Origin of the sequence: Paenibacillus sp. ClWae2A (assembly GCF_032452295.1) — a bacterium.
Lineage (GTDB): Bacteria > Bacillota > Bacilli > Paenibacillales > Paenibacillaceae > Paenibacillus.
In genome coordinates this window covers 384,291-408,688 of the sequence record NZ_JAULSQ010000004.1, presented here as the reverse complement: position 1 = coordinate 408,688, position 24,398 = coordinate 384,291, and the positions used below count along the sequence as shown (strand labels likewise).

General features: G+C 40.3%; 22 protein-coding genes. All 22 read right to left on the bottom strand.

Annotation, left to right across the window (positions count from 1 at the left end):
• Positions 1 to 310: 310 nt before the first annotated feature.
• The 22 genes from QVE09_RS16515 to QVE09_RS16410 all read right to left on the bottom strand — a co-directional run bounded on the left by QVE09_RS16515 (position 311) and on the right by QVE09_RS16410 (position 24,297).
• The gene (locus QVE09_RS16515; RefSeq protein WP_315937660.1) at positions 311 to 793 is read right to left on the bottom strand and encodes a GNAT family N-acetyltransferase; all 483 of its coding nucleotides are present in this window, start codon (positions 791 to 793) and stop codon (positions 311 to 313) included.
• Positions 790 to 1,965, bottom strand: a complete 1,176-nt coding sequence (gene pseC, locus QVE09_RS16510; RefSeq protein WP_315937659.1) for a UDP-4-amino-4,6-dideoxy-N-acetyl-beta-L-altrosamine transaminase — start codon at positions 1,963 to 1,965, stop codon at positions 790 to 792. Before pseC ends, QVE09_RS16515 begins: the two co-directional genes overlap by 4 nt.
• 63 nt (positions 1,966 to 2,028) lie before the next feature.
• Positions 2,029 to 2,982 carry a dTDP-glucose 4,6-dehydratase gene (locus tag QVE09_RS16505; protein WP_315937658.1) on the bottom strand — a complete coding sequence of 318 codons (954 nt, stop codon included), beginning with the start codon at positions 2,980 to 2,982 and terminating at the stop codon, positions 2,029 to 2,031.
• Between the two features lie 2 nt (positions 2,983 to 2,984).
• Positions 2,985 to 4,031, bottom strand: coding sequence for a pseudaminic acid synthase (gene pseI / locus QVE09_RS16500; RefSeq protein ID WP_315937657.1), 1,047 nt, complete (start codon positions 4,029 to 4,031; stop codon positions 2,985 to 2,987).
• On the bottom strand, positions 4,032 to 5,093 hold the full coding sequence (gene pseG, locus QVE09_RS16495) for a UDP-2,4-diacetamido-2,4,6-trideoxy-beta-L-altropyranose hydrolase (protein WP_315937656.1): 1,062 nt from the start codon (positions 5,091 to 5,093) through the stop codon (positions 4,032 to 4,034).
• 85 nt (positions 5,094 to 5,178) lie between these two features.
• Positions 5,179 to 5,907 (bottom strand): cytidylyltransferase domain-containing protein, encoded by a 729-nt coding sequence (locus QVE09_RS16490; RefSeq protein WP_315937655.1) that lies wholly within the window; start codon positions 5,905 to 5,907, stop codon positions 5,179 to 5,181.
• A 15-nt stretch (positions 5,908 to 5,922) separates the two neighbouring features.
• Positions 5,923 to 6,918, bottom strand: coding sequence for a UDP-N-acetylglucosamine 4,6-dehydratase family protein (locus tag QVE09_RS16485; RefSeq protein ID WP_315937654.1), 996 nt, complete (start codon positions 6,916 to 6,918; stop codon positions 5,923 to 5,925).
• A gap of 158 nt (positions 6,919 to 7,076) precedes the next feature.
• Positions 7,077 to 7,415 (bottom strand): hypothetical protein, encoded by a 339-nt coding sequence (locus QVE09_RS16480; RefSeq protein WP_315937653.1) that lies wholly within the window; start codon positions 7,413 to 7,415, stop codon positions 7,077 to 7,079.
• Entirely contained in the window at positions 7,408 to 7,809 is a 402-nt protein-coding gene (gene fliS / locus QVE09_RS16475; RefSeq protein WP_315937652.1) for a flagellar export chaperone FliS, read from the bottom strand. Before fliS ends, QVE09_RS16480 begins: the two co-directional genes overlap by 8 nt.
• Before the next feature lie 6 nt (positions 7,810 to 7,815).
• Positions 7,816 to 9,648, bottom strand: a complete 1,833-nt coding sequence (fliD, locus tag QVE09_RS16470) for a flagellar filament capping protein FliD (RefSeq protein WP_315937651.1) — start codon at positions 9,646 to 9,648, stop codon at positions 7,816 to 7,818.
• 20 nt (positions 9,649 to 9,668) lie between these two features.
• A complete protein-coding gene (locus QVE09_RS16465) occupies positions 9,669 to 10,052 on the bottom strand; it encodes a flagellar protein FlaG (RefSeq protein WP_315937650.1) in 384 nt (127 codons plus the stop codon).
• Between the two features lie 76 nt (positions 10,053 to 10,128).
• A complete protein-coding gene (locus tag QVE09_RS16460; RefSeq protein WP_315937649.1) occupies positions 10,129 to 11,931 on the bottom strand; it encodes a motility associated factor glycosyltransferase family protein in 1,803 nt (600 codons plus the stop codon).
• A gap of 85 nt (positions 11,932 to 12,016) precedes the next feature.
• On the bottom strand, positions 12,017 to 13,258 hold the full coding sequence (locus tag QVE09_RS16455) for a flagellin N-terminal helical domain-containing protein (RefSeq protein ID WP_315937648.1): 1,242 nt from the start codon (positions 13,256 to 13,258) through the stop codon (positions 12,017 to 12,019).
• Positions 13,259 to 13,402: 144 nt separating this feature from the next.
• Positions 13,403 to 13,648, bottom strand: coding sequence for a carbon storage regulator CsrA (gene csrA / locus QVE09_RS16450; RefSeq protein WP_110000849.1), 246 nt, complete (start codon positions 13,646 to 13,648; stop codon positions 13,403 to 13,405).
• A 1-nt stretch (position 13,649) separates the two neighbouring features.
• Positions 13,650 to 14,132: a flagellar assembly protein FliW gene (locus tag QVE09_RS16445; protein WP_315937647.1), complete on the bottom strand. Its 483-nt coding sequence runs from the start codon at positions 14,130 to 14,132 to the stop codon at positions 13,650 to 13,652.
• Positions 14,133 to 14,184: 52 nt separating this feature from the next.
• Entirely contained in the window at positions 14,185 to 14,754 is a 570-nt protein-coding gene (locus tag QVE09_RS16440; RefSeq protein WP_315937646.1) for a DUF6470 family protein, read from the bottom strand.
• Positions 14,755 to 14,770: 16 nt separating this feature from the next.
• Positions 14,771 to 15,691, bottom strand: a complete 921-nt coding sequence (flgL, locus tag QVE09_RS16435; protein ID WP_315937645.1) for a flagellar hook-associated protein FlgL — start codon at positions 15,689 to 15,691, stop codon at positions 14,771 to 14,773.
• Between the two features lie 24 nt (positions 15,692 to 15,715).
• On the bottom strand, positions 15,716 to 17,269 hold the full coding sequence (flgK, locus tag QVE09_RS16430; RefSeq protein WP_315937644.1) for a flagellar hook-associated protein FlgK: 1,554 nt from the start codon (positions 17,267 to 17,269) through the stop codon (positions 15,716 to 15,718).
• Positions 17,270 to 17,288: 19 nt separating this feature from the next.
• The gene (locus tag QVE09_RS16425) at positions 17,289 to 17,792 is read right to left on the bottom strand and encodes a flagellar protein FlgN (RefSeq protein WP_076319201.1); all 504 of its coding nucleotides are present in this window, start codon (positions 17,790 to 17,792) and stop codon (positions 17,289 to 17,291) included.
• A gap of 11 nt (positions 17,793 to 17,803) precedes the next feature.
• A complete protein-coding gene (gene flgM / locus QVE09_RS16420; RefSeq protein ID WP_315937643.1) occupies positions 17,804 to 18,088 on the bottom strand; it encodes a flagellar biosynthesis anti-sigma factor FlgM in 285 nt (94 codons plus the stop codon).
• A gap of 173 nt (positions 18,089 to 18,261) precedes the next feature.
• Positions 18,262 to 18,669 carry a TIGR03826 family flagellar region protein gene (locus tag QVE09_RS16415; RefSeq protein WP_076328744.1) on the bottom strand — a complete coding sequence of 136 codons (408 nt, stop codon included), beginning with the start codon at positions 18,667 to 18,669 and terminating at the stop codon, positions 18,262 to 18,264.
• A 150-nt stretch (positions 18,670 to 18,819) separates the two neighbouring features.
• A complete protein-coding gene (locus tag QVE09_RS16410; RefSeq protein ID WP_315937642.1) occupies positions 18,820 to 24,297 on the bottom strand; it encodes a fibronectin type III domain-containing protein in 5,478 nt (1,825 codons plus the stop codon).
• Between the last annotated feature and the right edge of the window lie 101 nt (positions 24,298 to 24,398).

The following is a 24,398-nucleotide window of genomic DNA, read 5'->3' as shown; positions in this document are numbered from 1 at the left end:
TTAGAAGCGATTCTAAAGGCTCGTTTTTTGACGTTTCTATAAGAGACACTTTTTCAGTGACTGAGGAAGTGATTCTTGATGGCCTCCCCTTTAACATTTGTTCATGTCTTCTTCCGTAAATTACTCCTTTATCATAATGTATTCCCCAGTGCTTACTCCAGCACACAAAATAGTACCCATAGACCGCACACCTTTTATTAAGTGTCCGTTCTATGAGTACCTTTGCAACGCTGCAATCCTTCTTCATTGTCTAGTTAACATGACCATTGTTGGTCATTTAGATAATAACGAAAACATCGTTCTCATATACTCATCGTAAACTATAGTGGTAATTTAAGCATGCCTGGCCTTTAAAGTATGAATATCCCTTCTCTACAAACCCTGCTCTCTCAAATGAAACAATTGATGCCTTATTTTCACTCTTGATAAGAGCTATTATTTTCTCAATCTTAGGAATATAATTATTAATTTTTATATACTTAATGAATTTTTTTAGGATTTCACTTCCTAAGCCTAGTCCCCTAAACTGCTTATCTATCGAAATTCCCAATAATCCTTCCTCATCTATACGTATAAGACCGACAGGTAGATTTAATTCGTTAATCTCTATTATAAATAAATAAAGGTTTTTAGAGTGTAAACTTTTTTCAAACCACTTTTCATGTTCTGTTTTAGAAATAATAGTAGTATTAAATGACATCGCCCTAGTTATTGGATCATTTGCCCATTCATAAAGTAACATCATATCAGAACTATTTACTTCTCGAAAATCAATCTCTATTATCTCCCTCATTTTAGGAAACTCTTTGCTATAAGTTCAACTGCATCTATTACATCTATTACATCTGAATCTTTCATCTTAGGATAAAGCGGGAGAGTAATTGCAGTCTCATAATACTCCTCAGCAATTGGACACAATCCTTCTTCGAATCCTAATTCCCTATAATACGGCTGAAGATAGACCGGAAGATAGTGCACATTCACACCAATATTCATACACCTAAATGCGTCAAAAATTTCTCTTCGAGAAGCTGAAAAATATTCGGGTAGGAAACGTACTACATACAGATGCCAGCTAGAATTGGACTTAGTGTTCTGTTCTGGAAGAACAAGACCTTGAATGCCTGATAGTTCGCGATTATAAATTTTTACAATTTCTCTTCTTCTGAGGATAAAATCATCCAATTTCTTCACTTGAGATAATCCTAGTGCTGCTTGTATATCGGTCATGCGGTAATTGTAACCAAGCGTTTGCATTTCATAATACCATGAGCCATCATTTTTGGTTAATTCTTGTGGGTCTCGAGTCATTCCATGACTTCGAAATTTTAAAAGTTTTCGATAGTATTCTTCGTTGTCTGTCATAATCATGCCGCCTTCTCCAGTAGTTACATGCTTAACCGGATGGAAGCTGAACATTGTCATATCCGCCCACGAGCCAATTTTGCGACCATCATAATCTGCCCCAATGGAATGTGCTGCATCTTGAATCAAAACGAGGTTATGGTCACTGGCAATCTTAGAAATCCGATCAATCTCGACCGGTTGTCCGGTAAAATCCACTGCAATAATTGCTTTAGTAGCTGAGGTTAGTTTCGCTTCAATTTCAGCAGGATTAATATTATATGTTTGGGGATCGATATCAGCGAATACTGGCTTTCCACCTTGGTATAGAACACAATTACTGCTCGCAAGGAACGTTAAAGGACTAGTAATCACTTCGTCACCTGGACCAATTCCCGCAGCATAACAGGCCCCATGCAAAGCAGCAGTTCCATTAGTAAAGGCTACCCCGTATTTCGCTCCCACATAATCTGCTAATTTTTGCTCGAAAGCTTGTATTACTGGTCCCTGTGTGATGAAATCTCCTTTCAAAACCTTTACGACTGCCTCGATATCCGCTTCATCCAGCCACTGTTGCCCATAAGGTAGCATGGTAGATCTTTTCTCATTTCCATGTATCATTGCTGCAGCCTCCCTCAAACAAAAATATTATAATTCACTTTACAACATAGAAGAAAAGACCGGCTAAGCCAGCCCGCCTTTTACAATCCATTCACGAGTACGTGATATCCCATCTTCAAGTGAAAACTCCGGCTCCCAATCAAGCAATTCTTTTGCCTTGGCTGAATTACATAGAAGTTTCTGAATCTCACTTTGTGGATGAATGTGTTTGACATGTCTAATTTTGCTCGAGTCTTTGACAATCAGCAGCGCCAAATCATTTACTGAGATATCACGTCCAAGCCCAGCATTAATAATTTCTCCATTTACAGCATCTGTAAAACCAGCAGATACAACAAAACGTGCACAATCTTCCACGTACAGCAGGTCTCGGGTTTGAGTACCTTCTCCATAGATGTTAAGTACTTCTTCATCCAGTTCATTTTTGATAAAGATCGCTACTACTCCACCCTCTCCTCCTGTTTTTTGGAACGGACCGTATGTGTTAAACGGACGAATAACGACAGTAGGCAAACCATATGCATGATAATATGAAAGCACCATATTCTCCGCCCCGATTTTAGCACCTGCGTATGGAGAAGCAGGTTTTATGGGATGCATCTCATCGATACCACTCTCACTGCTACATTGATCGTACACCATACAAGTACTCATAAAAACAACTTTAGTATTGAATTTCTTGCATTGTTCCAAAATATAGAATGTACCGACCGTATCATTGTTAAACGTTGTCCGTGGGTCGTCAATTGAATCTTGCACATTAATTGAAGCGCCAAGGTGATAACATACTGAAAAATTATTTTCTGTGAAAAGGCTCGTTAGTAATTTCTCGTCAAGGATTGTTCCTCGAATAAAGGCCTTAAGATTAGGATGTTTTTGAAATTCAATAAGATTGGATTCACGACCGTTCGACAGATCATCCAAAATCCAAAGATTATGACCAACATCCAAAAGATGTTTAGCAACCCATCGGCCTATAAAGCCAGCCCCTCCGGTAAGTAAAATATTTTGTCCCATAATTAAATAACCTCCCATGTAAGCGGTGTGCCTCTGACTACATCTCTGGATACGCTACGTCCAAGTAGTTCATTCAAATATTTAGTTGGTAACCCGAGACCTGGACGGATTGCTTTAATATTTTCTTGAGTAAGAACGTCTCCTTTTTTTAGGTCTTCAGAGATATAGAGTGATCGACGAAGCTTTACAGATTCTTTCTCTAGTTCAGTCGCGCCATAAGTAATTTCCCCCAATGACCTCCATGCTCTTTCAGTTTCTGTTACGAGAGCGAGCATTTCTTCCGGCTCTAACGAAAAAGCAGAATCAACACCACCATCAGCGCGGCTTAATGTAAAATGTTTCTCGATTACAGTAGCTCCCAATGCGACAGCAGCCACAGACACACCAACCCCCATTGTATGATCAGACATTCCTACCATACATTTAAATAGCTCCTGCATATGCGGGAGGGTTGAAATATTCGTATTTTCTGGTGATGCAGGATATGTGCTGGTACACTTTAATAGAACAAGTTTTTCACAGCCAGCTTCACGCGCTGCACGAACACTCTCATCAAGTTCTGCGATGGATGCCATTCCAGTGGAGATGATTATTGGCTTACCAGTTGAAGCAACTTTGCGTATCAATTGAACATCTGTATTCTCGAAAGAAGCTATTTTGTAAGCAGGCACACTCAAACTTTCCAAAAAATCAACAGCTGTTTCGTCAAATGGTGTGCTAAAAGCCAACATACCAAGTTCAGTACAAAGATCAAAGATTGGTTTATGCCACTCCCATGGAGTATAGGCTTCTTGATATAGTTTATAAAGTGACTGCCCTTTCCATAAACTATTAGAGTCTTCAATAAAAAAGTCACCTTCATGTAGATCTAGCGTCATCGTATTGGCTGTATATGTTTGGAGTTTAAGTGCATCTGCTCCAGCAGCAGCAGCAGCCTCTACAATCTGCAAAGCTCGTTCAAGGGAATGGTTATGATTGCCCGACATCTCGGCAATAATGAATGGCTTGTGATTAGAGCCGATCCAGCGATCTCCAATTTGAAATTCCAATCATGTTTCCTCCTTAATCATAGTAACAACGGGGTGTTGGCCCTTTTTACGCAAAGGTTCCATAAATGATAGACACCTTTCACGCAACTTATCTCTCTCTTCATTAAATGTAAGCATTGACTGGAGAAAATGAAGAATCTTTCCCTCTGTTACATCTTTACTCTCACCTAAATTCCAAATTAACCCTAGCCGTTCAGCCTCTCGTGTGCCTTCTCTTTGATTATCTGCAACAATAATAACTGCTGAGGGAACACCCATAAAGCACCGCTCCCAAAGCATAGTCCCGCCAGCGCCAATTGCAAAATCAGCGATAGTAAGTAATTGTGGAATGTTAGCTTGTTCATAATAAGTTACTTGGTTTAAATATTGAGAGTTTTGATACATTATTTTTTTTTGTGGGTTGGCCGGACCAGCTACAATGTGGAAATGTAATCTAGGCAATACCTGTTCATTTTTATATATTAAACTCAATATTTTGTTTGTTTCTTTTGTAGGATCACTACCTCCAAAGTTCACAAAAACATGAAAATAGTCCTTCTGCTTATGTTTAGAATCATAATGTTCATAGAAATTAGGTCGAATTAAAAAGTAAGCAGGCCCCAGGAAAAGAATGGTCTTTTCTGGAACAAGCCCATGATATCTTAGTTCAGGATTGGGATAAAGGTTTTGATCAAGAAGCACATCGCAATCATGATGACGATTCGCTAAATCATCAATAACAATAATATTACGCACGCAAGCTCTTAACTGTCGTTCCCAATTTTCATTTATCCCATAATGATCTACAATTAACCATTCAACTTGAAAATTTTTCAGGGCATCTGTTGTGTACATAGCATCTTCAACTAAATTTAATTTTTCAGTAGTTAACTCATTTGTATTTTTAAGATCAAAATGTTCCTGCTGTATATCTTGAACAAGCTCAGACGGAAGATCCCTGTTACAAATAAAAATAATATGAATTCCAAGCTCCTTTAGCATACAAGCCAGTGTTAAACAACGCATAAAATGCCCTATACCTATTAGAGAAGAAGCACTAGTCCTAATTGCAACAATCCTCATCCGTGCATTCATCCTTTACCAACACAGGATTTAGTCCAATATAGATCCGATGTAGCATCGGGAAACAAATCCTTGTTATTTTATCTCACTCTCCCAAAATCTTTTGTTTAACTCCTTCGTTAATCATCATTAATTCAGGACGATTTTTTAACAGTTGACGTATCTCCTCCCAATAAAAAATCTCCCCTTTATATAGTTCCTTATAGATAAGCTGAATTAACTTCCAATCTTCTGGTGTATCCAATGTTAATCGATATCGAGAATCATCTTCTGAATTATAGTACTTATAAAAATTGAAAAATTCAGGATGTTGATATATATATGGAGTTACATGCTCATGCTCATATTCAATTGTGGCTTCCAAATAGCATCTTTCTAATGCATAAAAAGTAAAAACTTCCGTATCCAGTCCTCGGGGGAATGTCCCACTTAACCCACTACTTGAGTAGTCGAAATTATTATCCAAAAAATGACTAATTACTGACTCTGAGATATTTGGATCAAGGAGTGGGCAGTCTGAAGTAATACGAACAATATTTTCAGCTCCATTTTCCTTAGCCGCTTCATAATAGCGACTGAGAACATTCTCTTGACTCCCTCGGTAATAAGATACCCCATAACGTTCTGCCTCTTGACAAATGATTGTATCCTCTTCCAAATTAGAAGTAGCAACTACAACTTGATTAACCGAAGGGATTGCAAGACAGCGTTTAATTACATGACCTAATACAGAACGATCCCCCAAAATTTTCATTACTTTTCCGGGTAAACGATTAGAGCCCATACGAGCCTGAATAATGGCTATAGTGTTCATAAAATCCCCCTGAAATCAAATAAGATTTTCTGTCTCCAACCAATCAGCAATGAGCATCTTAGGAATCGGAATCATTTCCAAAGGAGTAACATATGAAAGTTTTTTTTTCTTAGCCTCTTCACTAAAAAAAGGGGGAACAATAAACATATTTTCATCTTCCTCAGCTATCAAGTGTTCATCCATAGTCATCAGTTCTTCATATCTTTTTTCACCAGGGCGAAGTCCAATCACATGTATATCCACCTGTTTAGAAATACGATAATGCTCAGATACCTTTTCTATTAAAACCTCTGCCAAGTCACCAATACGAATCACAGGCATTTTGAGAACAAACACTTCTCCTCCCACAGCTCTATCATTAGCCTGCAAAATTAGATCAATAGCTTGTGTAGGAGTCATCATATATCTAAGCATGTCCAAATCAGTCACTGTGATTTTTCCCTGCTCCATAATCTGTTTCTTAAACAATGGAATTACAGAACCACGTGATCCCATAACATTACCAAACCTTACAGATGAAAATACAGTATCTTTTGAACCCTTTTGATACTCTGCAGCCGAAATCAGTCTTTCCGCGGTAAGTTTCGTTGCTCCATATGTGTTGGTCGGAGAAATTGCTTTATCAGTGCTTGTAAACAATACTTTCTTCACACCATTAGAAATTGCAGCCTGAATAACATTTTGTGTTCCAATAACATTGGTCTGTACCGCTTCAAAAGGATTATATTCACATGAAGGTACATGCTTCATTGCAGCTAAATGAAAAACATAATCAATATCCTCCATAGCTCTCATCAGTCTGGATAAATCTCTCACATCTCCGATTAAGAATCGAAGTTGATCAGAGAAAGAACTAAGTTCATGATTCAATTCATATTGTTTATGCTCATCTCTACTGAAAATCCTAATAACATGTGGATTATATTTGAGTAAATGCTGCACCAACTGTTTTCCGATAGTTCCTGTACCACCTATAACGAGAATCTTTTTTTCAGTATAGATTGATTTCATTTTTATGCACATCCTTAAATTAATGCGACTTCACAGTATTTTTTCATTAATAGTATCATTAATATCATTATCGGTATAAAACCCTACTATATGAATCCTTACAACAAAAAAAACCCCTCAATTTTAAACTGAGAGGTTAACTACACATAAATTCTCCGTTATTTCCTACGGTCCATAAGAATACTTCCAGATGAGGAATTAGATTCATAGGCACTCCGTTGTGTTGCCGCTTGCCTACGATTATACAACCATTCCTGAGCTTCAAGACGGAGTGACTCCATTCTCCCCAGTATCACCGGATCCAATCTGAGAACTCGTTTAATCCTGTCTTTTTGATCTTCAGTGGATACTTCTTCATTTTGCAATTCCATATTAATGAAATCCACAATGGATTGTCTCTTAGTAATGAATTCTTCTACTTCCTCATAAGAACATATCTCGATACTGTCCATAAATGAAGTGGTTAACTTTTCTAATTGTTCGATATAATTATCCATTAGCTGCTTCCGTTTGACCTAATGCTAATTTATTTGCTTGAACCCAAGTCTCACGTAACTCAACTAGATAACTTAACGCTTCTTCAATCTTTTGATGATCTTTGCGTATATTCGCTTCGATAAGCAGATAGTTGGTATATTCATAAAGTGAGTACAAATTCTTCGATATCTCATAATCAAAATTAAGCGTGCCCATCAATTCACTGACAATAGATTGGGCCTTACCAAGATTTGTACTTGTCTTCTCATTATCATGTTGTTGCATGCCTTGAAGCGCAGTTTTGATAAACCTTATTGCTCCATCATACAGCATAACAACCAGTTGAGCTGGAGTTGAAGTTTGGACCGCCGATTGTTTGTATTTATTGTAAGGAGAATTAATCAATTCGCTCACCTCTAATTATGAATTCGAGCCCAGACTTGATAATAAACTGGAAGACTGGGAATTTAATTTGCTAATTGCCTGTTCCATTGCAGTAAATTGTTTGTAATATCTATTTTCAGCAATAGTAAGATTTTTCAGCATTGTATCCATACGACTATTATATGACTTCAGTTCACGCCCCATAACACTCTCAGGTTTATAAGCTCCTGTGATCGAGCCAGAAAAACGGTCAGTACCTGCACGATCAGAAATCGTGTTGATTGAATTACTAACTTTATCAGCCAACTTATCAAAAATCCCCGTAGAAGGAGAACTCCCCGGTCCTTGAAATAGATCCAATATTTTTTGAGGATTTTCAGTGATAGCAGTCTTCAATTTAGACTCATCCAGTATAAGTTTACCTTCATCATAATACTTGCCTGTAGTTATCCCCATAGCACTAAGATCACCCAAATTCGCGGTGATGATCATTCTCATCTGCGATACCGTAGATGTCAATATATCATCATTTTTTAGCAACCCACTTTGTGATTTTTCTGTCCATGCCTTGATATCGGACTCTTTCATATCCTTCTTTTGCTCGTCTGTAAGTGGCGCAAAACTACGATATTTTGCTTCACTCGTTTTGGTATTCAATGTACTGAGTAAAGAATTATAATCTTCAATAAATCCCTTAATAGTTTCCAAAACATTATCGGGATTTCTTTGAGTTGTTATATTAACGGTCTCGCCAGGGGGGGTTGTTGAAAGTAAATTGAATGTAATTCCATTTAATATGAAGTTGTTGCTATCCTTCTCAACATCTATTCCGTTAATATTTAATTTTGCATTTTCACCAGATTTAAATGTTTTCTCACCATTAAACAAATTCAGTAAGGTGTTATCACCAGTATCCGTTCCCAGTTTAATTGGATCTCCATTTTTGGAGGTGAACACCAATTTCCCAGTTGCATTATCAAAACTTGCTGTTGCATTCGCACCTGCTCGAGACGATACGTCTGCTATGACATCATCAATAGTAACAGAACCTGCAAAACTAAAAGTTTCATTGTTAACTTTGAGAGAAAAAGGTTCAGTGCCTCCAGTAAGTGCAGACAACTTGGTACTTCCTAAAAAACCTGAACCTGCGCCGATGGTCTCGATAACTGTTTTATCAGGTGTACCACCAAATAAATTAATAACAGAATTTGTACCAGTGTTCCCTCCGATATCTACCTTACCAGCAGGGCCACTTGTCTTAGAGCGAATGATCAACTGGCCTGTTAATTCGTCATAACTTGCATTAACATTCGCTTTGGTATTAGAGTTAATTGTAGAAATCATACTTGAAATTGATGTAAGACCATTGAACAATGGCTTTCCATTATCATCTTTGAAACTTACACCATTGATGACTAGGTCGAAGCCTTTATCAAGATAATTCTTACGATCAGTTTCACTCATTCCCGCTAAATTAACACCATCAACTTCTGCAAGAGTAGAAGTACCTTTATAAGTTTTATCCGTACCTGTAGTTTGCACGGTAGCACTTGTTGCAAGTTTTGATATTTGTACTTTCATATCAATCCCATTAGCATCAGCAGTGGCATCTGCTTTAAGTGCATCCGTATTCCCCGTAACAATAGCTTTATTCGCGTTTAATGCTGAATCTTTACCATACTTATCCGTTAATTTATTAAAACGAAAATCATAGAGCTTGCTATTTATCTCCCGATAGCTGTCACGCTTCCATTCGACTAATTGTTTATTTTGGGTAATTTTATCGTATGAAGCACGTTTTGCAGTCATCATACTTTTCACAAGACTATCTATATCCATACCTGAGAAACCATTAATACGAGTTACCATAATAACTTTCTCCCTTTAGTTCAGATTTTTTCATCAATAATAATCCCAGCAATTTCCATCATTTTAGCTACTAAATCTAATGTTTTTTCAGGTGGAATCTCACGAATTAATTCACCAGTTTCTCTGTTCAATACTTTCACCATAATATCATGTGTCTTTTCGTGAACACTAATTTCCAGAGAAGTCTCAGGACCTTGTAATGATTTAATTGCACGCTCGATTGTTTTGACAAGCTGTTCGTCCGCTACCCTTGCTATTGTCGCTTGACGTTTTGGAAACGCTAATTCGTTAGAATTCATCTTGAAATTCGTGGAGTTTTCTGCAGTATTGTTTAAATTAGAGTGTTCTGTACTACGTTGGGTAGTTATTGCCCCATTTGTGGATAAGGATAATTCTATATTCATCAACTGTAGCCTCCTGAGAATTGATCTCTCATTAAATTTCTGAATTTCCAATTACTATTTCTATATTTTTTCAATTTTAATTTATAATCGTTGATTCCAATACTTCAATGAGTTCAGTTAAGACCACTATACCCGTCTCCAGAAAATTAACTTGTACATCTTTGTTCCTGCTTAAATTCTCAGCAGTCAGAACTTGCTCAATTTCAAATAGATTCCAAACGGTTGTGATTAACATGGCTTGTAAATTATGACGTAAGAGCATATTGCCCATTACTTCATTAAATATAACGTCCGTTTTCTCTAAGTTATTCAAGACGTTTAAGAGTTTTTTTTCTGTAAAGTCCGCTTCTATTTTAATTTTTAACAACAGACTAAGTTGTTCTTCAAGTTTCCTTTTAATAGCCTTAAAGCTCTTAAGTTCTCTCTGCAAATTCAGAAAAACCTGATCCATATCTACTGGATAATTATTTGCACTTCTTATTTTCTCCTGAAAATCGATTAAACTGTCACTACAATACTTTTCGTATACTTCAGAAAGATTCATTTGCACGGTATGGTGAATTTTCGCACCGCCTTCTGTTGCATTAATAACATTCAACTTTTTATTAAACGTTTCGGATTCAAACCAATTTCGGAATGCATTCCAAATCTCTGTTGTTTCCACCTGTTCGTCATAATAGCCATCCGTAGTTATACTTTTAACATTAGTGGCAGTAGTCACAGGTTTCAGATCATATATAGTATTACTTGCATGCGTTTCCTCCTGAGTTTTCCCGTAAGCAAGATCCTGTCCAACCAAAATGATTGGTGAAGCACCCAGGTGTTCTGCCAATCCGAAGGCAACATGAGCGCATGATTGTCCCATGCTAATAGAATTATTATCTGCAAGATTTAGCATTTCCTTCAACCAGGCATATTCACCTACATTTTCTCGTATCGGAATGATTAATTCATTCTTGAACTCTTCGAAAATGTTTGGATAAAGAAGTAACGGACCTACTAGAGAAACCTCCGATGGGTAAGACTTGCCTTTATAGAAATAGGAATATGTCATTTCTCCCCTCTCAACCGAACAAATAAACTCAGGGGTAATGCCTTCTTTAAGCAGTCGTTCAGCAATAGTATCCACTGCAATAATTAAGGCTTTATTTTTGAATTGTTTAATATAATCAATATTCTTGTTCAGGGAAGGACCCGCCGCTACGACAATTGCCGGAATATTACTAAAGATCCCCTTGATTTGGGAAACATCTTTTGATCGAATAATATGTTTAATATTTTTCATATTATGTCTAAAGCCAATTAAACTGTCATCAACAGAATTTCCGTAGATTGTAGTTTTGTATTTAGCTGCTCCTTTTACTTCTCTCACTAGCGAGATACATGAATCGACATCATGGTTCCTATAATATGAGGTGAAATAAAAATTAATATTTTTCAGGTAAAATATTAAGCTTGTCGAAAACAAACGATCTAAAAATACAGGTATATTACTCAAATCATCAGCAAAAAGAATTACGTTTGAGGACTCAAAAAATAATAGATCTTCATCACTTAAAACGTAATTAAAAAATGAAAATCCTGGTTCTATGATTACCAAAAAAGACTCTTTGCTCATAGTTTGAATCAACTGCATAATTTCAGTTATCGAATAAATACCCATAACAAAAATCAATTCTTTTTTGTCTGGATTGGGCTTACTGCTCTCATCAAAATCATTTTTTATATATATAAAGCTACCATCAACTTCAACTAAATCACCTTTATCATGATCTTTTTCATGTAATTGAAAGGAGATTTCTTTATCTATAGGCTCACTGATCCAGTGTAGTGAGTTTCTCGACAAAACATTTATATTATTATCCAAAAATTCCAACATATTATTCCCCTTTATGCATAACTTTGTTTCCTTGTATAAAAAGATAGCCCCACAAGTGTGGGGCATTATTACTACGAAAAAGGAATTATCTGAGCAATTGCAGAACGCCTTGCGGTTGTTGATTAGCTTGAGCCAGCATTGCTTGCGAAGCTTGTGCCAGAATGTTATTTTTAGTTTGTTGCATCATCTCTTTAGCCATGTCAACGTCACGGATACGGGATTCAGCTGCAGTTAGATTCTCTGAGGCTGTTCCCAAGTTGTTAATTGTGTGCTCGAGACGGTTTTGAATTGCACCCAGTTTAGAACGTTCGCTAGATACTTTTTGTGTCGCCACATCAATAACTTTAATAGCCACTGTTGCTTGGGATTGTGTGGAGACCTGCAATCCTTTAACGCCTAAAGCAGAAGTACCCATATCTTCGATGGAAAGATTCATTGTTTGACCTGTATTAGCACCGATTTGGAATGTTGCTGTTCCATCAGTTCTTTTATTTGTTGCTGCAGTTTGCTCTGTGAAGGAAGAGAGAGCATTAGTTGCTGCTGTTTTGACATTTCCGTCTTTATCTTTCACAGAAATCGTCAAACCATTGATCGCACCTGCAGTACCAGCTACTGAAGATGTAATTTTCAATGCTCCTGATACAGCAGAACCAGCAGATGTGATTGCGGCTGTACCAACACCTAAAGTTGCAAGAGTAGCAACAGATGCTTTAAGATCCTTAGTAAAAGTAGTCCCATCTTTTACATAAGATACTGTAACAATATCACCATTCACAATACCTAAATCGTTACCGTTTTTATCCAAAAGATCTGTAGCCTTAGCTCCTGTAGTCAATCCTCCAGCTGCTGAAACTGTAAGACTAGTGTTTACATTAACATTCGCAACAGCAGAGTTAACAGCTTTACCCATAGAACCGTCAAGAAGGTTCTTAGTATTGAATTGCGTAGTAGATTGAATGCGATCAATCTCTTCATTCAATTGGTTCATTTCATCTTGCAGGTTTTTACGGTCGCCAGCAGTATTCGTATCATTACCGGATTGAACTGCGAGTTCACGCATACGTTGCAGGATGGAGTGAGTTTCGTTTAATGCACCCTCAGCAGTTTGGATCAAAGAGATACCATCTTGCGAGTTACGGGATGCTTGATCCAAACCACGGATTTGACCGCGCATTTTTTCGGAAATTGCCAGACCTGCAGCATCGTCACCAGCACGGTTGATGCGAAGACCAGAAGACAGTTTCTCGATATTTTTGTTAGTGTTAGCAGTGTTTGCAGACAGTTGACGATGAGTGTTCAACGCCGCGATATTGTGGTTAATAATCATTTGATATTTCCTCCCTGAAAATAAGTTAGTTCCACATCCTTGTGGTAAACGCCGCGACATTAAGGTCGGCCGCCCTGCCGAAGCAGCGTCTAAATAATATATCGACAGAAGAGGAGCAACTGTTTATAGCAAATTGGAATTTTTTTATTCTTTTTTATTACTATCATTTCGCAAACGTTCCATAAACGCTTCAACGTTGGCTGCTAGAGGTGTTGCAGACTCACGGTTCGCTTCTTGGATCGATGCATATATCTCCTGCCGGAATATATCAATATGCTTGGGTGCAGAGATACCTATTCGTACCGTATCACCCTCTACGGCAAGTACAGTCACCTCAATGTGATCCTGAATGATGATGGACTCGCCCTTTTTTCGTGATAGTACCAGCATGTCAGACTCCACCCTTCACTGATTTTGCTTCATCTTCTGCCCATATGAGATGACGTGTCTCATAGCTGGATTGATGGAGTACAACTTGCTTACCCACACGATTTACGGGATTAAGCACAATAGGTGCAAGAAGGTTCATTGTAGATTTATTCGTTTGGGAATGGATCGTAACCATGGAATACACCGATACTTGATCAATGATTCCCATCTCCTCCTTGTCCGCATGGCTCAGCTCAAAGCTATAATCGGGCACAAACGTAAATGGACTTACCAACAAGAACGATAAATCCTGTTCTCGCACAGACTGTAAATAACTAAACGGCGTTCCCTCCCATGGAATTAGCGCAAACTCCGTCTCTTCTTCAAATCCAGGCAAACCTTTGGGAAACTGATATACATCTTCCCCACTAACCTCTACATCTCCCCAGGTACTTGTATGAATAATAATAACGAACGCCTCCTTGGCGATTAATAATATATACAAAAAGAGCCATAGAGGGCTGCATCCGAGACCGTCTATAGCTCTACATTATAACTCATAACCCCACATCTATGGCAGGTGGAGTGTATTGAACTGATGCATACTGTTTCACATAGATATCCAACTTACCTCGTTGATACTCAATTTCCGGTTTATTAACAATAACGTTCATTTCGGAGACAGCTGGTTCATAACTAATGTCTGGCGGTCTCGTATCAATTTGAATATCTACGTTATCAAATGATGCGGGAGTCCTCGTTTCTGGAAAAGGCTTTGGTTTCCAGTCCGTACCAATAATATTAGCTATCGTGTTTCTAGGTTTATGAATAGCCGCCAACTGATTTCCTTGTTGAACGCGTTCAGCCATGTTTTGCAAAAACTGTTGTTGAATACCCGAGTAAATTCGGGCATTCATGTCAATCATATTTCCACCATTGTATGCAGAGAAGGCCTTGCTCTGATCTACATGAAGAGTAATCGGATGACTCTCCACTGTAAGTTTGGCAGGTCTGGTGTTTAGTTGAACTTCCGCCTTAGGCTGACGAATGGAGTAATGCCCAGGATCAACATTAAAGTTAAGAATAGATGGCGTTGTTCGAATCTGAACGACAGGAAGAGTCTTCAAGAGTCCGTTCCCCCTTCTATCTTAGGAAATCTACCAAAGACGGAGAAATGATTTTGGCACCTGCAGACAAGGAAGCATTGTAAATATTCTCTTGAATCTTAGATTGTATAGCAAGCTCTGCATAGTCGGCATCCTCAACCTTGGATTGAAGATTGGTTAAGTTAATCCCTAGATCATCTAATCGGCCCATCATCAAATCAACACGATTCGTCTTCGCACCAATCTCAGAGCGAATTGCCAGCATTTTGTCCATCCGACTGTCAATGTTATCAAGTTGATTTGAAAGCTCCTTCTGGTCACCATCCGACAATGCTTTCATAATTGTATTCATAATAACAAATAAATTGTCATCTTCTGTACTTGTACCAAACACTTCATTACCATCCACGTTAATTGGTAATTGTACACTCTCACCAACAATAAAATTAATCTTACCTTTATCCGTTACAACAGAAGCAGCATTGGTTGTGTCGAAAGAGCCATCTGGATTAGAAGGGAATTCATAAGGCTTAACATCATAGGTCTCGCCATTAAAAATATATTTTCCGTTCAGTTTACTGTTGGATATATCCACAAGCTGTTCCTTAAGTTGTTGTACTTCTTCATTGATACTATCCAATGCCGATTGAGGATTTGTTCCCGTCGAAGCTTGCACCGTTAACTCACGAAGACGTTGCATTACGTTTCCAGCCTGGTTCAAAACAGTGTCATTGAATTCCAGCCAAGAAACTGCACTGTCCACGTTTTTCTGATATTGCTCATTAGAGGACAATTCTGCACGATAGCGAAGGGAATAGGTGATCCCTACAGGGTCATCAGAAGGCTTGTTTATTTTCCTGCCTGTCGCTAACTGAGTCTGGGTATTATTCATCTGTTGTGCATTCCGGTTCAAGTTCAAAAGCAGTTGCGAACTCAACATATTATTAGTAATTCTCATAATAGATGCTTACTCCTTCCTTAACTATCTGCCTACTACGCCAGTAGAGTTAATCAATTTATCAAGCAGTTGATCAAATGTGGTCATAAAACGCGCAGATGCACTATAGGCATGCTGGAACTTGATCATGTTGGCCATCTCTTCATCCAGCGATACACCACTAACAGATTGACGACGGGTGTCCACTTGCTCCACAAGGAACTCCGAGTTGGATGTCTGACGTGCAGCTTCCTGAGATTGTACCCCCAGTTGTCCCACAATGGCACTGAATTGTGCACCGATCGTTGCATTACGTAACCCGTCTGCAGATTTCATCGGTGTATCTTTCAGATTCGCGAGCAAGATGGCAAGTGTATTATTACCTTTGATTACAGTCTCTGTGCCGGACGCATCTGTTGTACGCAAAGAAGTAGCAATTTTATTCGGATCAGCTAAAATTTCTGCATTCAATGAGATATTGCCAGCTGTAATGGCTGTTCCCCCACCTGCTGCTGTGAAGAATGGGACTCCTCCAGAGTTAGTTCCATCCATGCTGTATCCAAGCTGATGCAGACCGTTCAGTCCTTTGACCGTAACCTTCAAGTCTGTAGCGAGTGTGCGTGTTGCACCTGTGTATGTAACACCATCCAGTACAGTATTGTCTGGCAATACCGAGCCAGCAGGAAGAGTAATTTCAATATCTCCGTTAGCAAGGGTATTAGCCAAGTCATCCATTTGTTTCTGGTAATCACTCACCAACGTGTCTCTGGACTTAATCATGCCGTGGACTTCACCATTAGTGAGCGTGCCTGCTGTATACGCGGCATTCAGAAAAGCAGGATCTACCGCCACTTGTACTGCCCCGCCTGTGACGAGTGCCTGTCCATTCATCTGAACCTGGTATCCTTGCGGAGAATCTGTAACGGTAACGTTCATGATTTTGGACAGCTTGTCTGTCATCAGATCACGTTGGTCACGCAAATCGTTGGCATTGTCTCCAAGAGACTCAATTTTCACGATGGCACTATTAAGGTTTGCAATGTTACCCAGGTAACCCTGGATCTCATTACTTTTCACAGCGATGTTACTATCCAAATCCTGACTAAGCGCATCCAATTGACGGCTAATCTGATTCATTGCATCTGTAAGAGCGAGTGTGGTTTCCTTAACAATTCGGCGTGCCGTAACGTCCTCAGGGTTTTTACTCAGATCTGACCATGATTTGTAGAAGTTATCCATAACAGTCCGAAATCCGGTATCCGATGGCTCGTTGACAATAGCTTCTAGTTTCTCAAGCGTGTCTCGTTGAATGGACCAACTCCCGAAGTTGGTGTTTTCATTACGATATTGGTCGTCCAAGAATTTCTCACGCACACGGGTAATGGAGTCGAACTCTACCCCTGTACCGAGCTGTCCTGGTGTTGTGCTATGCAGAAATGCAAATGGCTCCATTGGAATGGATGCCTGCATGTTTACCTTTTGGCGTGAGTACCCTTCCGTATTGGCATTGGCTACGTTATGACCTGTTGTGCTAAGAGCTGTCGTCTGTGTGAACAAACTGCGTTTAGCCGTTTCGATTGAATGAAATGTAGATGTCACCTGGTTTCCCCCTAATTAATCAGGCACGCGTGTCAAACAGACCGATTCGCCCTGGATTGCCGTTCTTATCAGCAGGATGCTGATATGTGGCATCCTGTTCTGGCCGAGAAGCAAAGATGTCCATTGAGAGATCAATAAACATCAACGATTGCTCGATCAGCTTTTGATTCAGTTGATTGATTTCCTTTAACTCCTGCAGTGTTCCCGCCAGCTTCTTCTGGACTTCAAGCAATCGCAGTTTGTCAGCCGGATCAAAAATCAGCTTTGAGATCTCGGTGATATTCAGGTTCAGCATGGACTTGATGCCCCGCTCCTGAAGCAATTCGTGAACTGCGCTCTGCCGCTCAATCTCCAATGGCTCCTGTTGTTTCATGAAACGGGATTCTTTGTTCAGAACGGCAATGAGTTCATCCACATCGTTTTTGACAATGACCTGTCTCTTGACCTCGCTGAGTGCCAGCATATCGCGGTGACTTTGTTCCATTTGCTGCAAAACTGCAATTAATCTGTCCAATGCTGCCATTACGTGATCACCTATTCCTTATCAAAAGACTTAAAATACGGTAGCAATTTGTCAGCAAGCTTGCTGCTGTCTACCTGATACGTTCCCGAACTGACCTGTTCTTTCAGTTCCTGTATCCGCTGAATGCGTCCTGCATCTTGTGTACGACTTTGTTCCTCAAGCATCTTCATCGCCTCCGGAGAAATGGATACTTCGTCCTTACGGCGGTTCTTCTTGGCATCAGCCTGCTGATTGGATTCAACGTTCCTTTGATATGAATTGATTGCTCCAATTCTACTCGGTTCATTGATTTTCATATGAACTACACTTCCTTCCACGTTAGAATTTTACATTGATATGCGTTTTTCTTACTTTATCTTTATGTTATCGAGATGATTAGGATAATAAAAAAAACCGATAATCTTTAATAAGTTTATCGGTACGTTTCAAAACATTTGTTATAGCAAGATCTGTATTTAAGACCTCGTTCCTATGAATCGCGTAGTTTGTCGACAGCATTGTAGGTTCGTCCGCCTATATTGCCGTTATCCTTCTGACCTACATCACGAGCTGCACTAGCTAAGTCTTTCGTCAAGCGATGACGACAAGAGTCACACATATGACCTTCACGAATCAATGTTCCGCATACTTCACAAGGATACATCATATTCGGGGCATTTTCGATGGAAATCCGTCCCTCACGGATGAACTTGGTAATGGTTTTGATCGAAACTTCTGTTGCATCAGATAGTTCCTGGATATTGGTGCCTTTATTTTCGCGCAAATAATCTACACAGATCTGATATTCCTGTTCCATTTCCTTAATACAATTCGAGCATACATCTCGAAAATTCAACGCATATAATTTACCACAGCGAGGACAATTACCTAGATTCATCGCTAAAACGCCCCTCTCAAACTTCCATTTCCGAATAGATAATAACTATAGATTACCTTATTTTCTCTGATGAAGCCATAGTCTATTTGCAAAACAAAAGAAGGGAGTAGGATGCACATATACGCATCCCTGCTCCCCAATTTTATATCCCTAATTCAATGTTCTAATACTTAGTACAGAAGACCATATGCTTGTGTTCTGATCGTTGAATGCCCGAACACGATATTTATGCAAACTGGACGGTAACAGGTCAGAATGAATAAATGTTGCATCACTGACCGTCGCCACAATTTGCCCATCGGCTTCAATTTCGTAAGACGAAGCTCCCACAGCCGCGTCCCACGTCAGAATAACGTTTGTTTTGTCCGAAGTTCCTTTCAGCACAGGTGTAGTTAATTGAGTCATTCCCGTTATGATCTCACTCCAAGCTCCCGCACCAGAAGCATTTTTGGCACGAATCCGGAAAGTATGCTCCGTATTTGGTGCAAGCCCACTCTTCGTATAAGCAACTCCACTCACGGCAACCACCGTACCATCAATCTCCAGATCATACCCGGTAGCTCCGGTAACAGCACCCCATCTCAGCGAGATAGCCGCTGTTGTTGCTGAGTTAATACTCAAACCTGAGACACTGGCAGGCAACGTAGTTTGGGACAATATTGATGTCCATGCACTCACATTAGTGTCATTCAGGGCACGAATACGATATTTATGAATGGTGCCACCAAGTACTCCATTATGGACATACGAGAGATCACTCACCGTAGCAACTACTATGCCGTCTGCCTCAATCTCATATTTTGTTGCACCAGCAACTTCATTCCATGTCAGCGTAACTGAAGTTTCTTCAGGTACAGCTTTCAACGTCGTTGGTACATTTAATTGGGTCGAGGCAGTTACGATCTCACTCCAGCTACCGACGCCGGCAGCATTTTTGGCACGAATGCGGAAGGTATGATCTGTATTGGCCAGAAGTGCTGTTTTGGTATAAGCCAAAGCGGTTACAGCGACTATTTTACCGTCAATTTCCAGATCATATCCTGTTGCTCCCGTAACTGCATTCCACTTCATAGCAATGGCTACTGTTGTTGCAGAATTCATGCTCAATCCGGTCACAATGCCCGGGAAAGTGTTTTGAGTCAAGACCGTAGACCAAGCGCTACTGTTCTTATCCGTTAATGCACGCACACGATAGGTGTGCGATGTTCCTGCAAGCAAATTACTATGAACATATGAGGGATCGGTTACTGTAGAAACAATTGTTCCATCTGCCTCAATTTCGTATTTGGTTGCATCTTTAATATCAAGCCAATTCAAAGTAATAGCTGTTTCCTCTGATGTTGCTTTCAGAGCAGGTGTGTTTAACTGGGTTGTAACATCTGTTACATCTCCCCAAGCCCCAGCTCCAGCAGTATTCTTGGAACGAATACGGAATGTATGGTCCGTATTGGCGATAAGTCCCGTTTTGGTGTAAACCACTCCACTAACAGGTACCACCGTGCCATCAATTTCAAGGTCATATCCTGTCGCTCCTGAGACTGCGTTCCACTTCAGAGCAACAGTTGTGTTCGTTACGCTTGTTACCGTTAGCCCGGTAACAGAACCAGGCAACGTATTTTGTGTCAAGACCGCAGTCCAAGCTCCAACATTGGTTTCGGTCAGAGCGCGTACGCGGTATTTATGTGCTGTTCCAGCTATAAGTTTATTGTGAGTATAAGTAGGCTCCTTAACAGTAGCCACTAAGACTCCATCCGCTTCAATCTCATATTTAGTTGCATCTTTAACTTCAGGCCATGTCAACGTGACCGCTTGTTCCTCAGAAGAAGCCTTCAGCACAGGTGTGTTCAGTAAAGTTGTGCCATCTACAATCTCACTCCATATGCCTGCACCTGCTGTATTTTTAGAACGAATACGAAACGTGTGATCCGTATTTGTCACAAGCCCGCTCTTCGTATAAGCTACTCCCGTTACTGGTACAACTGTACCATCGATCTCAAGATCATATCCTGTTGCTCCCGTTACTGCCGTCCATTTTAAGGCAATGGCTACATTGGTAACAGAGCTAATACTTAAACCAGTAACTGAAGCAGGTATCGTACTTTGCGTCAGCACCGCAGTCCAGGCACCTGTATTAGAGTCCGTCAGTGCACGTAGACGATATTTATGCGCCGTTCCTGGAAGCAAACTAGTGTGCACATATTTCGGTTCGCTAATTGTACCAGTAACGACTCCATCTGCTTCAATCTCATACTTGGTTGCATCTGTTACATCTGCCCATGTCAATGTAATCGCAGTCTCTTCCGAGGAAGCCTTTAGAACAGGGGTATTCAATAACGTTGTACCACTTACCTCATCACTCCATGCTCCGGTCCCTGCCGCATTTTTGGAGCGAACGCGGAACGTATGATCCGTATTAGCCGCAAGTCCGGTCTTGTTGTAGGTTAATCCAGTAGCAGCTACTACCGTGCCATCAATTTCAAGCTCATAACCTGTTGCTCCGGTTACAGCATTCCATTTTAAAGCCATTGTTGTGTTCGTTACAGAGGTAATGCCCAATCCAGTAACTGAACCTGGTAGTGTATTTTGATTTAAGACAGCAGTCCAAGCCCCGTTGTTTGTATCTGTCAGTGCTCGTACACGATACTTATGCGCTGTTCCTGGCTGAAGACTTGAATGTACATACTTCGGCTCATTAACTGTTGCCACAATTGAGCCATCTGCTTCAATCTCATACTTGATCGCATCTGATACATCTGCCCATGTCAATGTAATCGCAGTCTCTTCCGAGGAAGCTTTTAAAACAGGGGTATTCAACAATGTCGTACCATCAATGAGATCACTCCATGCTCCGGCACCTGCCGTATTTTTAGAGCGAACGCGGAACGTATGATTCGTATTGGCTGCAAGACCTGTCTTGTTGTAGGTTAATCCACTTACAGCTACTACCGTGCCATCAATCTCCAAGTCGTAACCCGTTGCTCCAGTTACGGCATTCCACTTAAGCGCGATAGCGACATTGGTTGCAGAGGTTACACTCAACCCTGTGACTGAACCCGGTAAAGTATTCTGAGTGAGAAGTGCAGTCCAAGGGCTAACGTTCATCTCCGTCAGGGCTCTTACACGATACTTATGCGTTGTTCCTGGAGTCAAACTCTCGTGTGTATAGACTGGCGCCGTAACCGTAGTTACAACAATACCATCTGCCTCCACTTCATATTTGGTTGCATCAGTAACATCTGCCCAAGTTACTGTAATTGCATCTTCTTGGGAAGATGCTTTCAGAACAGGCGTATTGAGTTGAGTCGTACCACTTACCACGTCACTCCACACACCCACACCTGCCATATTTTTGGAACGGATACGGAATGTATGGTCCGTATTCGCTGCAAGACCACTCTTCGTATATGTTAAACCAGTAACTGGAACTACTACTCCATCAATCTCCAAGTCATATCCAGAGCTACCGGTCACTGCACTCCATTTCAAGGAAATTGCAGCATTCGTTGTGGATGCTATATTGAGACCTGATACTATTGCAGGCAATGTACTCTGTGTCAGGACAGCTGTCCAAGCACTTGTGTTATTGTCAGTAGCTACACGAACACGATATTTATGAGAAGTACCTGGTAATATATTTTCGTGTGTGTAGTTTGATTCACTTACATTCGCAACAATTACACCATCTGCTTCAACTTCATATGCAGTAGCATCTGGTATGGATGTCCACGTCAAAGTGATTGCTGTTTCCTCAGAGGATGCCTTCAATACAGGCAAATTAAATTGCGTACGACCTGTTACTATTTCGCTCCAGGCTCCTGCACCTGCAACGTTCTTCGAACGAATACGGAAAGTGTGCTCCGTGTTTCCGGCGAGTCCACTCTTCGTATAACTTGTAGCTGTCAAAGAAATCGGGGTGCCGTCAATTTCCAGATCGTAGCCTGTAGCGCCGGTAACTGCATTCCATTTTACCGTAATGGCTGCATTGGTGACTGCACTCACATTCAACCCACTGACAGAGCCAGGCAAGGTATTTTGCGTCACTACTGCTGTCCAAGCACTCGTATTCGTCTCATTGATTGCCCGCACACGATATTTATGCGCTGTGCCTGGTGTCAGATTGGTGTGGTTAAAGATTGGATCTTCTAAACCTGAAGAAACAACTCCATCTGCTTCAATTTCATACGAAGATGCACCTTCGATTGGAGCCCACACAAGCACAACTTCCTCCGCCGTGGCATTAGACTGAACTACAGGTGTGCTCAATTGAGTGGTGCCCATTACTGGATCACTCCAACTTCCTACCCCACCAGCATTTTTGGATCTGATTCTGAAGGTATATTCTGTATTGGCTGCAAGTCCAGTCTTGTTGTATGTTGTTCCTGTTACCGCAACAACCGCCCCATTGATCTCCAGATCATATCCAGTAGCTCCCTTAACAGCAGTCCAGGATACAGACAATTTATTCAATGTAGCATCTGTGATTTTCAAACCATCTGCACGGTTAGGTACTGTCAATTGACTTAGTGATTTACTCCACGAACTCTCATTGTCAGTTGAGAATGCTTTCAGCACATAGGTGTGTGTTGAATTGGCCTCCAAATCGTCATGCTCATATGAGTTCACATTGCCCAATTCAATAGGTTCTCCTCCGTCAATTCGCAATTGATATCGATCTGCAAATTCAACGGATTTCCAATTCAATGTATTCTTTCCCTCTTCGCCTTTTACGGTTAAGATCGGTTTTTCAAGTAAAGTTCTCAGAGAGAATGGATCACTCCACTCACCTGTACCTCTTTGATTAATACCACGTACTCTGTAAGTATAGTTTGTATTATTTCTATAAGGACTACTTGTATAGTTCAGACCATAGAATGGACCTTTAGTTACACCATTTTCTTCAATCTCATACTGAACTGCTTGTTGTGCAGCTGACCAGTTAAGGTTGATCGTCGCATCATTCGCTGTGGCTACCAGGCCAGTTGGAATAGCAGGAACCGTCGTAATTGGCTCCTTTGTTCCCGACTCCTTAACAAAGCTGAATGATTCTGCCTTGCGTGTGTAATATGGATTAAGGTTGGATACAAAATCTACCACAGCGCCCGTATCCGCACTAATCACCAAACTAAGTTGAGAGGCTTCATAACTTTGTACATATCTGGGTGTTTCCATTCCAAATTCATCGACTCTGGAAATGTCCCAAACACCTACATTCATACCTGATTGTCTATATTCCATGGTACTGTAATATTCCCAAACCTCGGAAAAGTCAACGATAAATGCATTAGTCACTTGCCCAGTATAGGTAGAAGTATATTTACCAAAGGTAACATTGGTCATATCTTCAACAGTTCCTCTAATAGACTGACTTCTTGAGAAGGAATATCCTGTTGCTGAAAAGCTGTATGATCTTACCCAACCCAAATCAACCGGTTTCTGATTCACCATCAGATTTCCATTCTGTTCTGATAATACAAAACGATAATCATTACTGGATGCGATAATTCTATTACTCGTTGCAGCATCTGCACGGTTCCCCCCGTACACGCCAAACTGTCCGAATACCAGCATGAATACTAGTAGACGGACAGTCCATAAGTAAAATCCGTTTTTTCTTTTTCCTGCGACCACTTTTGTTCTCCCCTTCAACAGATATGTTGTGCCACTCCCTATGCTGTCACCTGTGGTGAACGGCAAAACTATCTATTCTGCGCGAGAAAGACAATTCCTCT

Bases quoted from the DNA above. Each gene is read 5' to 3' on its own strand.
- QVE09_RS16515 (WP_315937660.1), bottom strand. From the start codon at position 793: ATGAGGGAGATAATAGAGATTGATTTTCGAGAAGTAAATAGTTCTGAT.
- pseC (WP_315937659.1), bottom strand. From the start codon at position 1,965: ATGATACATGGAAATGAGAAAAGATCTACCATGCTACCTTATGGGCAA.
- QVE09_RS16505 (WP_315937658.1), bottom strand. From the start codon at position 2,982: ATGGGACAAAATATTTTACTTACCGGAGGGGCTGGCTTTATAGGCCGA.
- pseG (WP_315937656.1), bottom strand. From the start codon at position 5,093: ATGAGGATTGTTGCAATTAGGACTAGTGCTTCTTCTCTAATAGGTATA.
- QVE09_RS16490 (WP_315937655.1), bottom strand. From the start codon at position 5,907: ATGAACACTATAGCCATTATTCAGGCTCGTATGGGCTCTAATCGTTTA.
- QVE09_RS16485 (WP_315937654.1), bottom strand. From the start codon at position 6,918: ATGAAATCAATCTATACTGAAAAAAAGATTCTCGTTATAGGTGGTACA.
- QVE09_RS16480 (WP_315937653.1), bottom strand. From the start codon at position 7,415: ATGGATAATTATATCGAACAATTAGAAAAGTTAACCACTTCATTTATG.
- fliD (WP_315937651.1), bottom strand. From the start codon at position 9,648: ATGGTAACTCGTATTAATGGTTTCTCAGGTATGGATATAGATAGTCTT.
- QVE09_RS16465 (WP_315937650.1), bottom strand. From the start codon at position 10,052: ATGAATATAGAATTATCCTTATCCACAAATGGGGCAATAACTACCCAA.
- QVE09_RS16460 (WP_315937649.1), bottom strand. From the start codon at position 11,931: ATGTTGGAATTTTTGGATAATAATATAAATGTTTTGTCGAGAAACTCA.
- QVE09_RS16455 (WP_315937648.1), bottom strand. From the start codon at position 13,258: ATGATTATTAACCACAATATCGCGGCGTTGAACACTCATCGTCAACTG.
- csrA (WP_110000849.1), bottom strand. From the start codon at position 13,648: ATGCTGGTACTATCACGAAAAAAGGGCGAGTCCATCATCATTCAGGAT.
- flgL (WP_315937645.1), bottom strand. From the start codon at position 15,691: ATGAGAATTACTAATAATATGTTGAGTTCGCAACTGCTTTTGAACTTG.
- QVE09_RS16425 (WP_076319201.1), bottom strand. From the start codon at position 17,792: ATGGCAGCATTGGACAGATTAATTGCAGTTTTGCAGCAAATGGAACAA.
- flgM (WP_315937643.1), bottom strand. From the start codon at position 18,088: ATGAAAATCAATGAACCGAGTAGAATTGGAGCAATCAATTCATATCAA.
- QVE09_RS16415 (WP_076328744.1), bottom strand. From the start codon at position 18,669: ATGAATCTAGGTAATTGTCCTCGCTGTGGTAAATTATATGCGTTGAAT.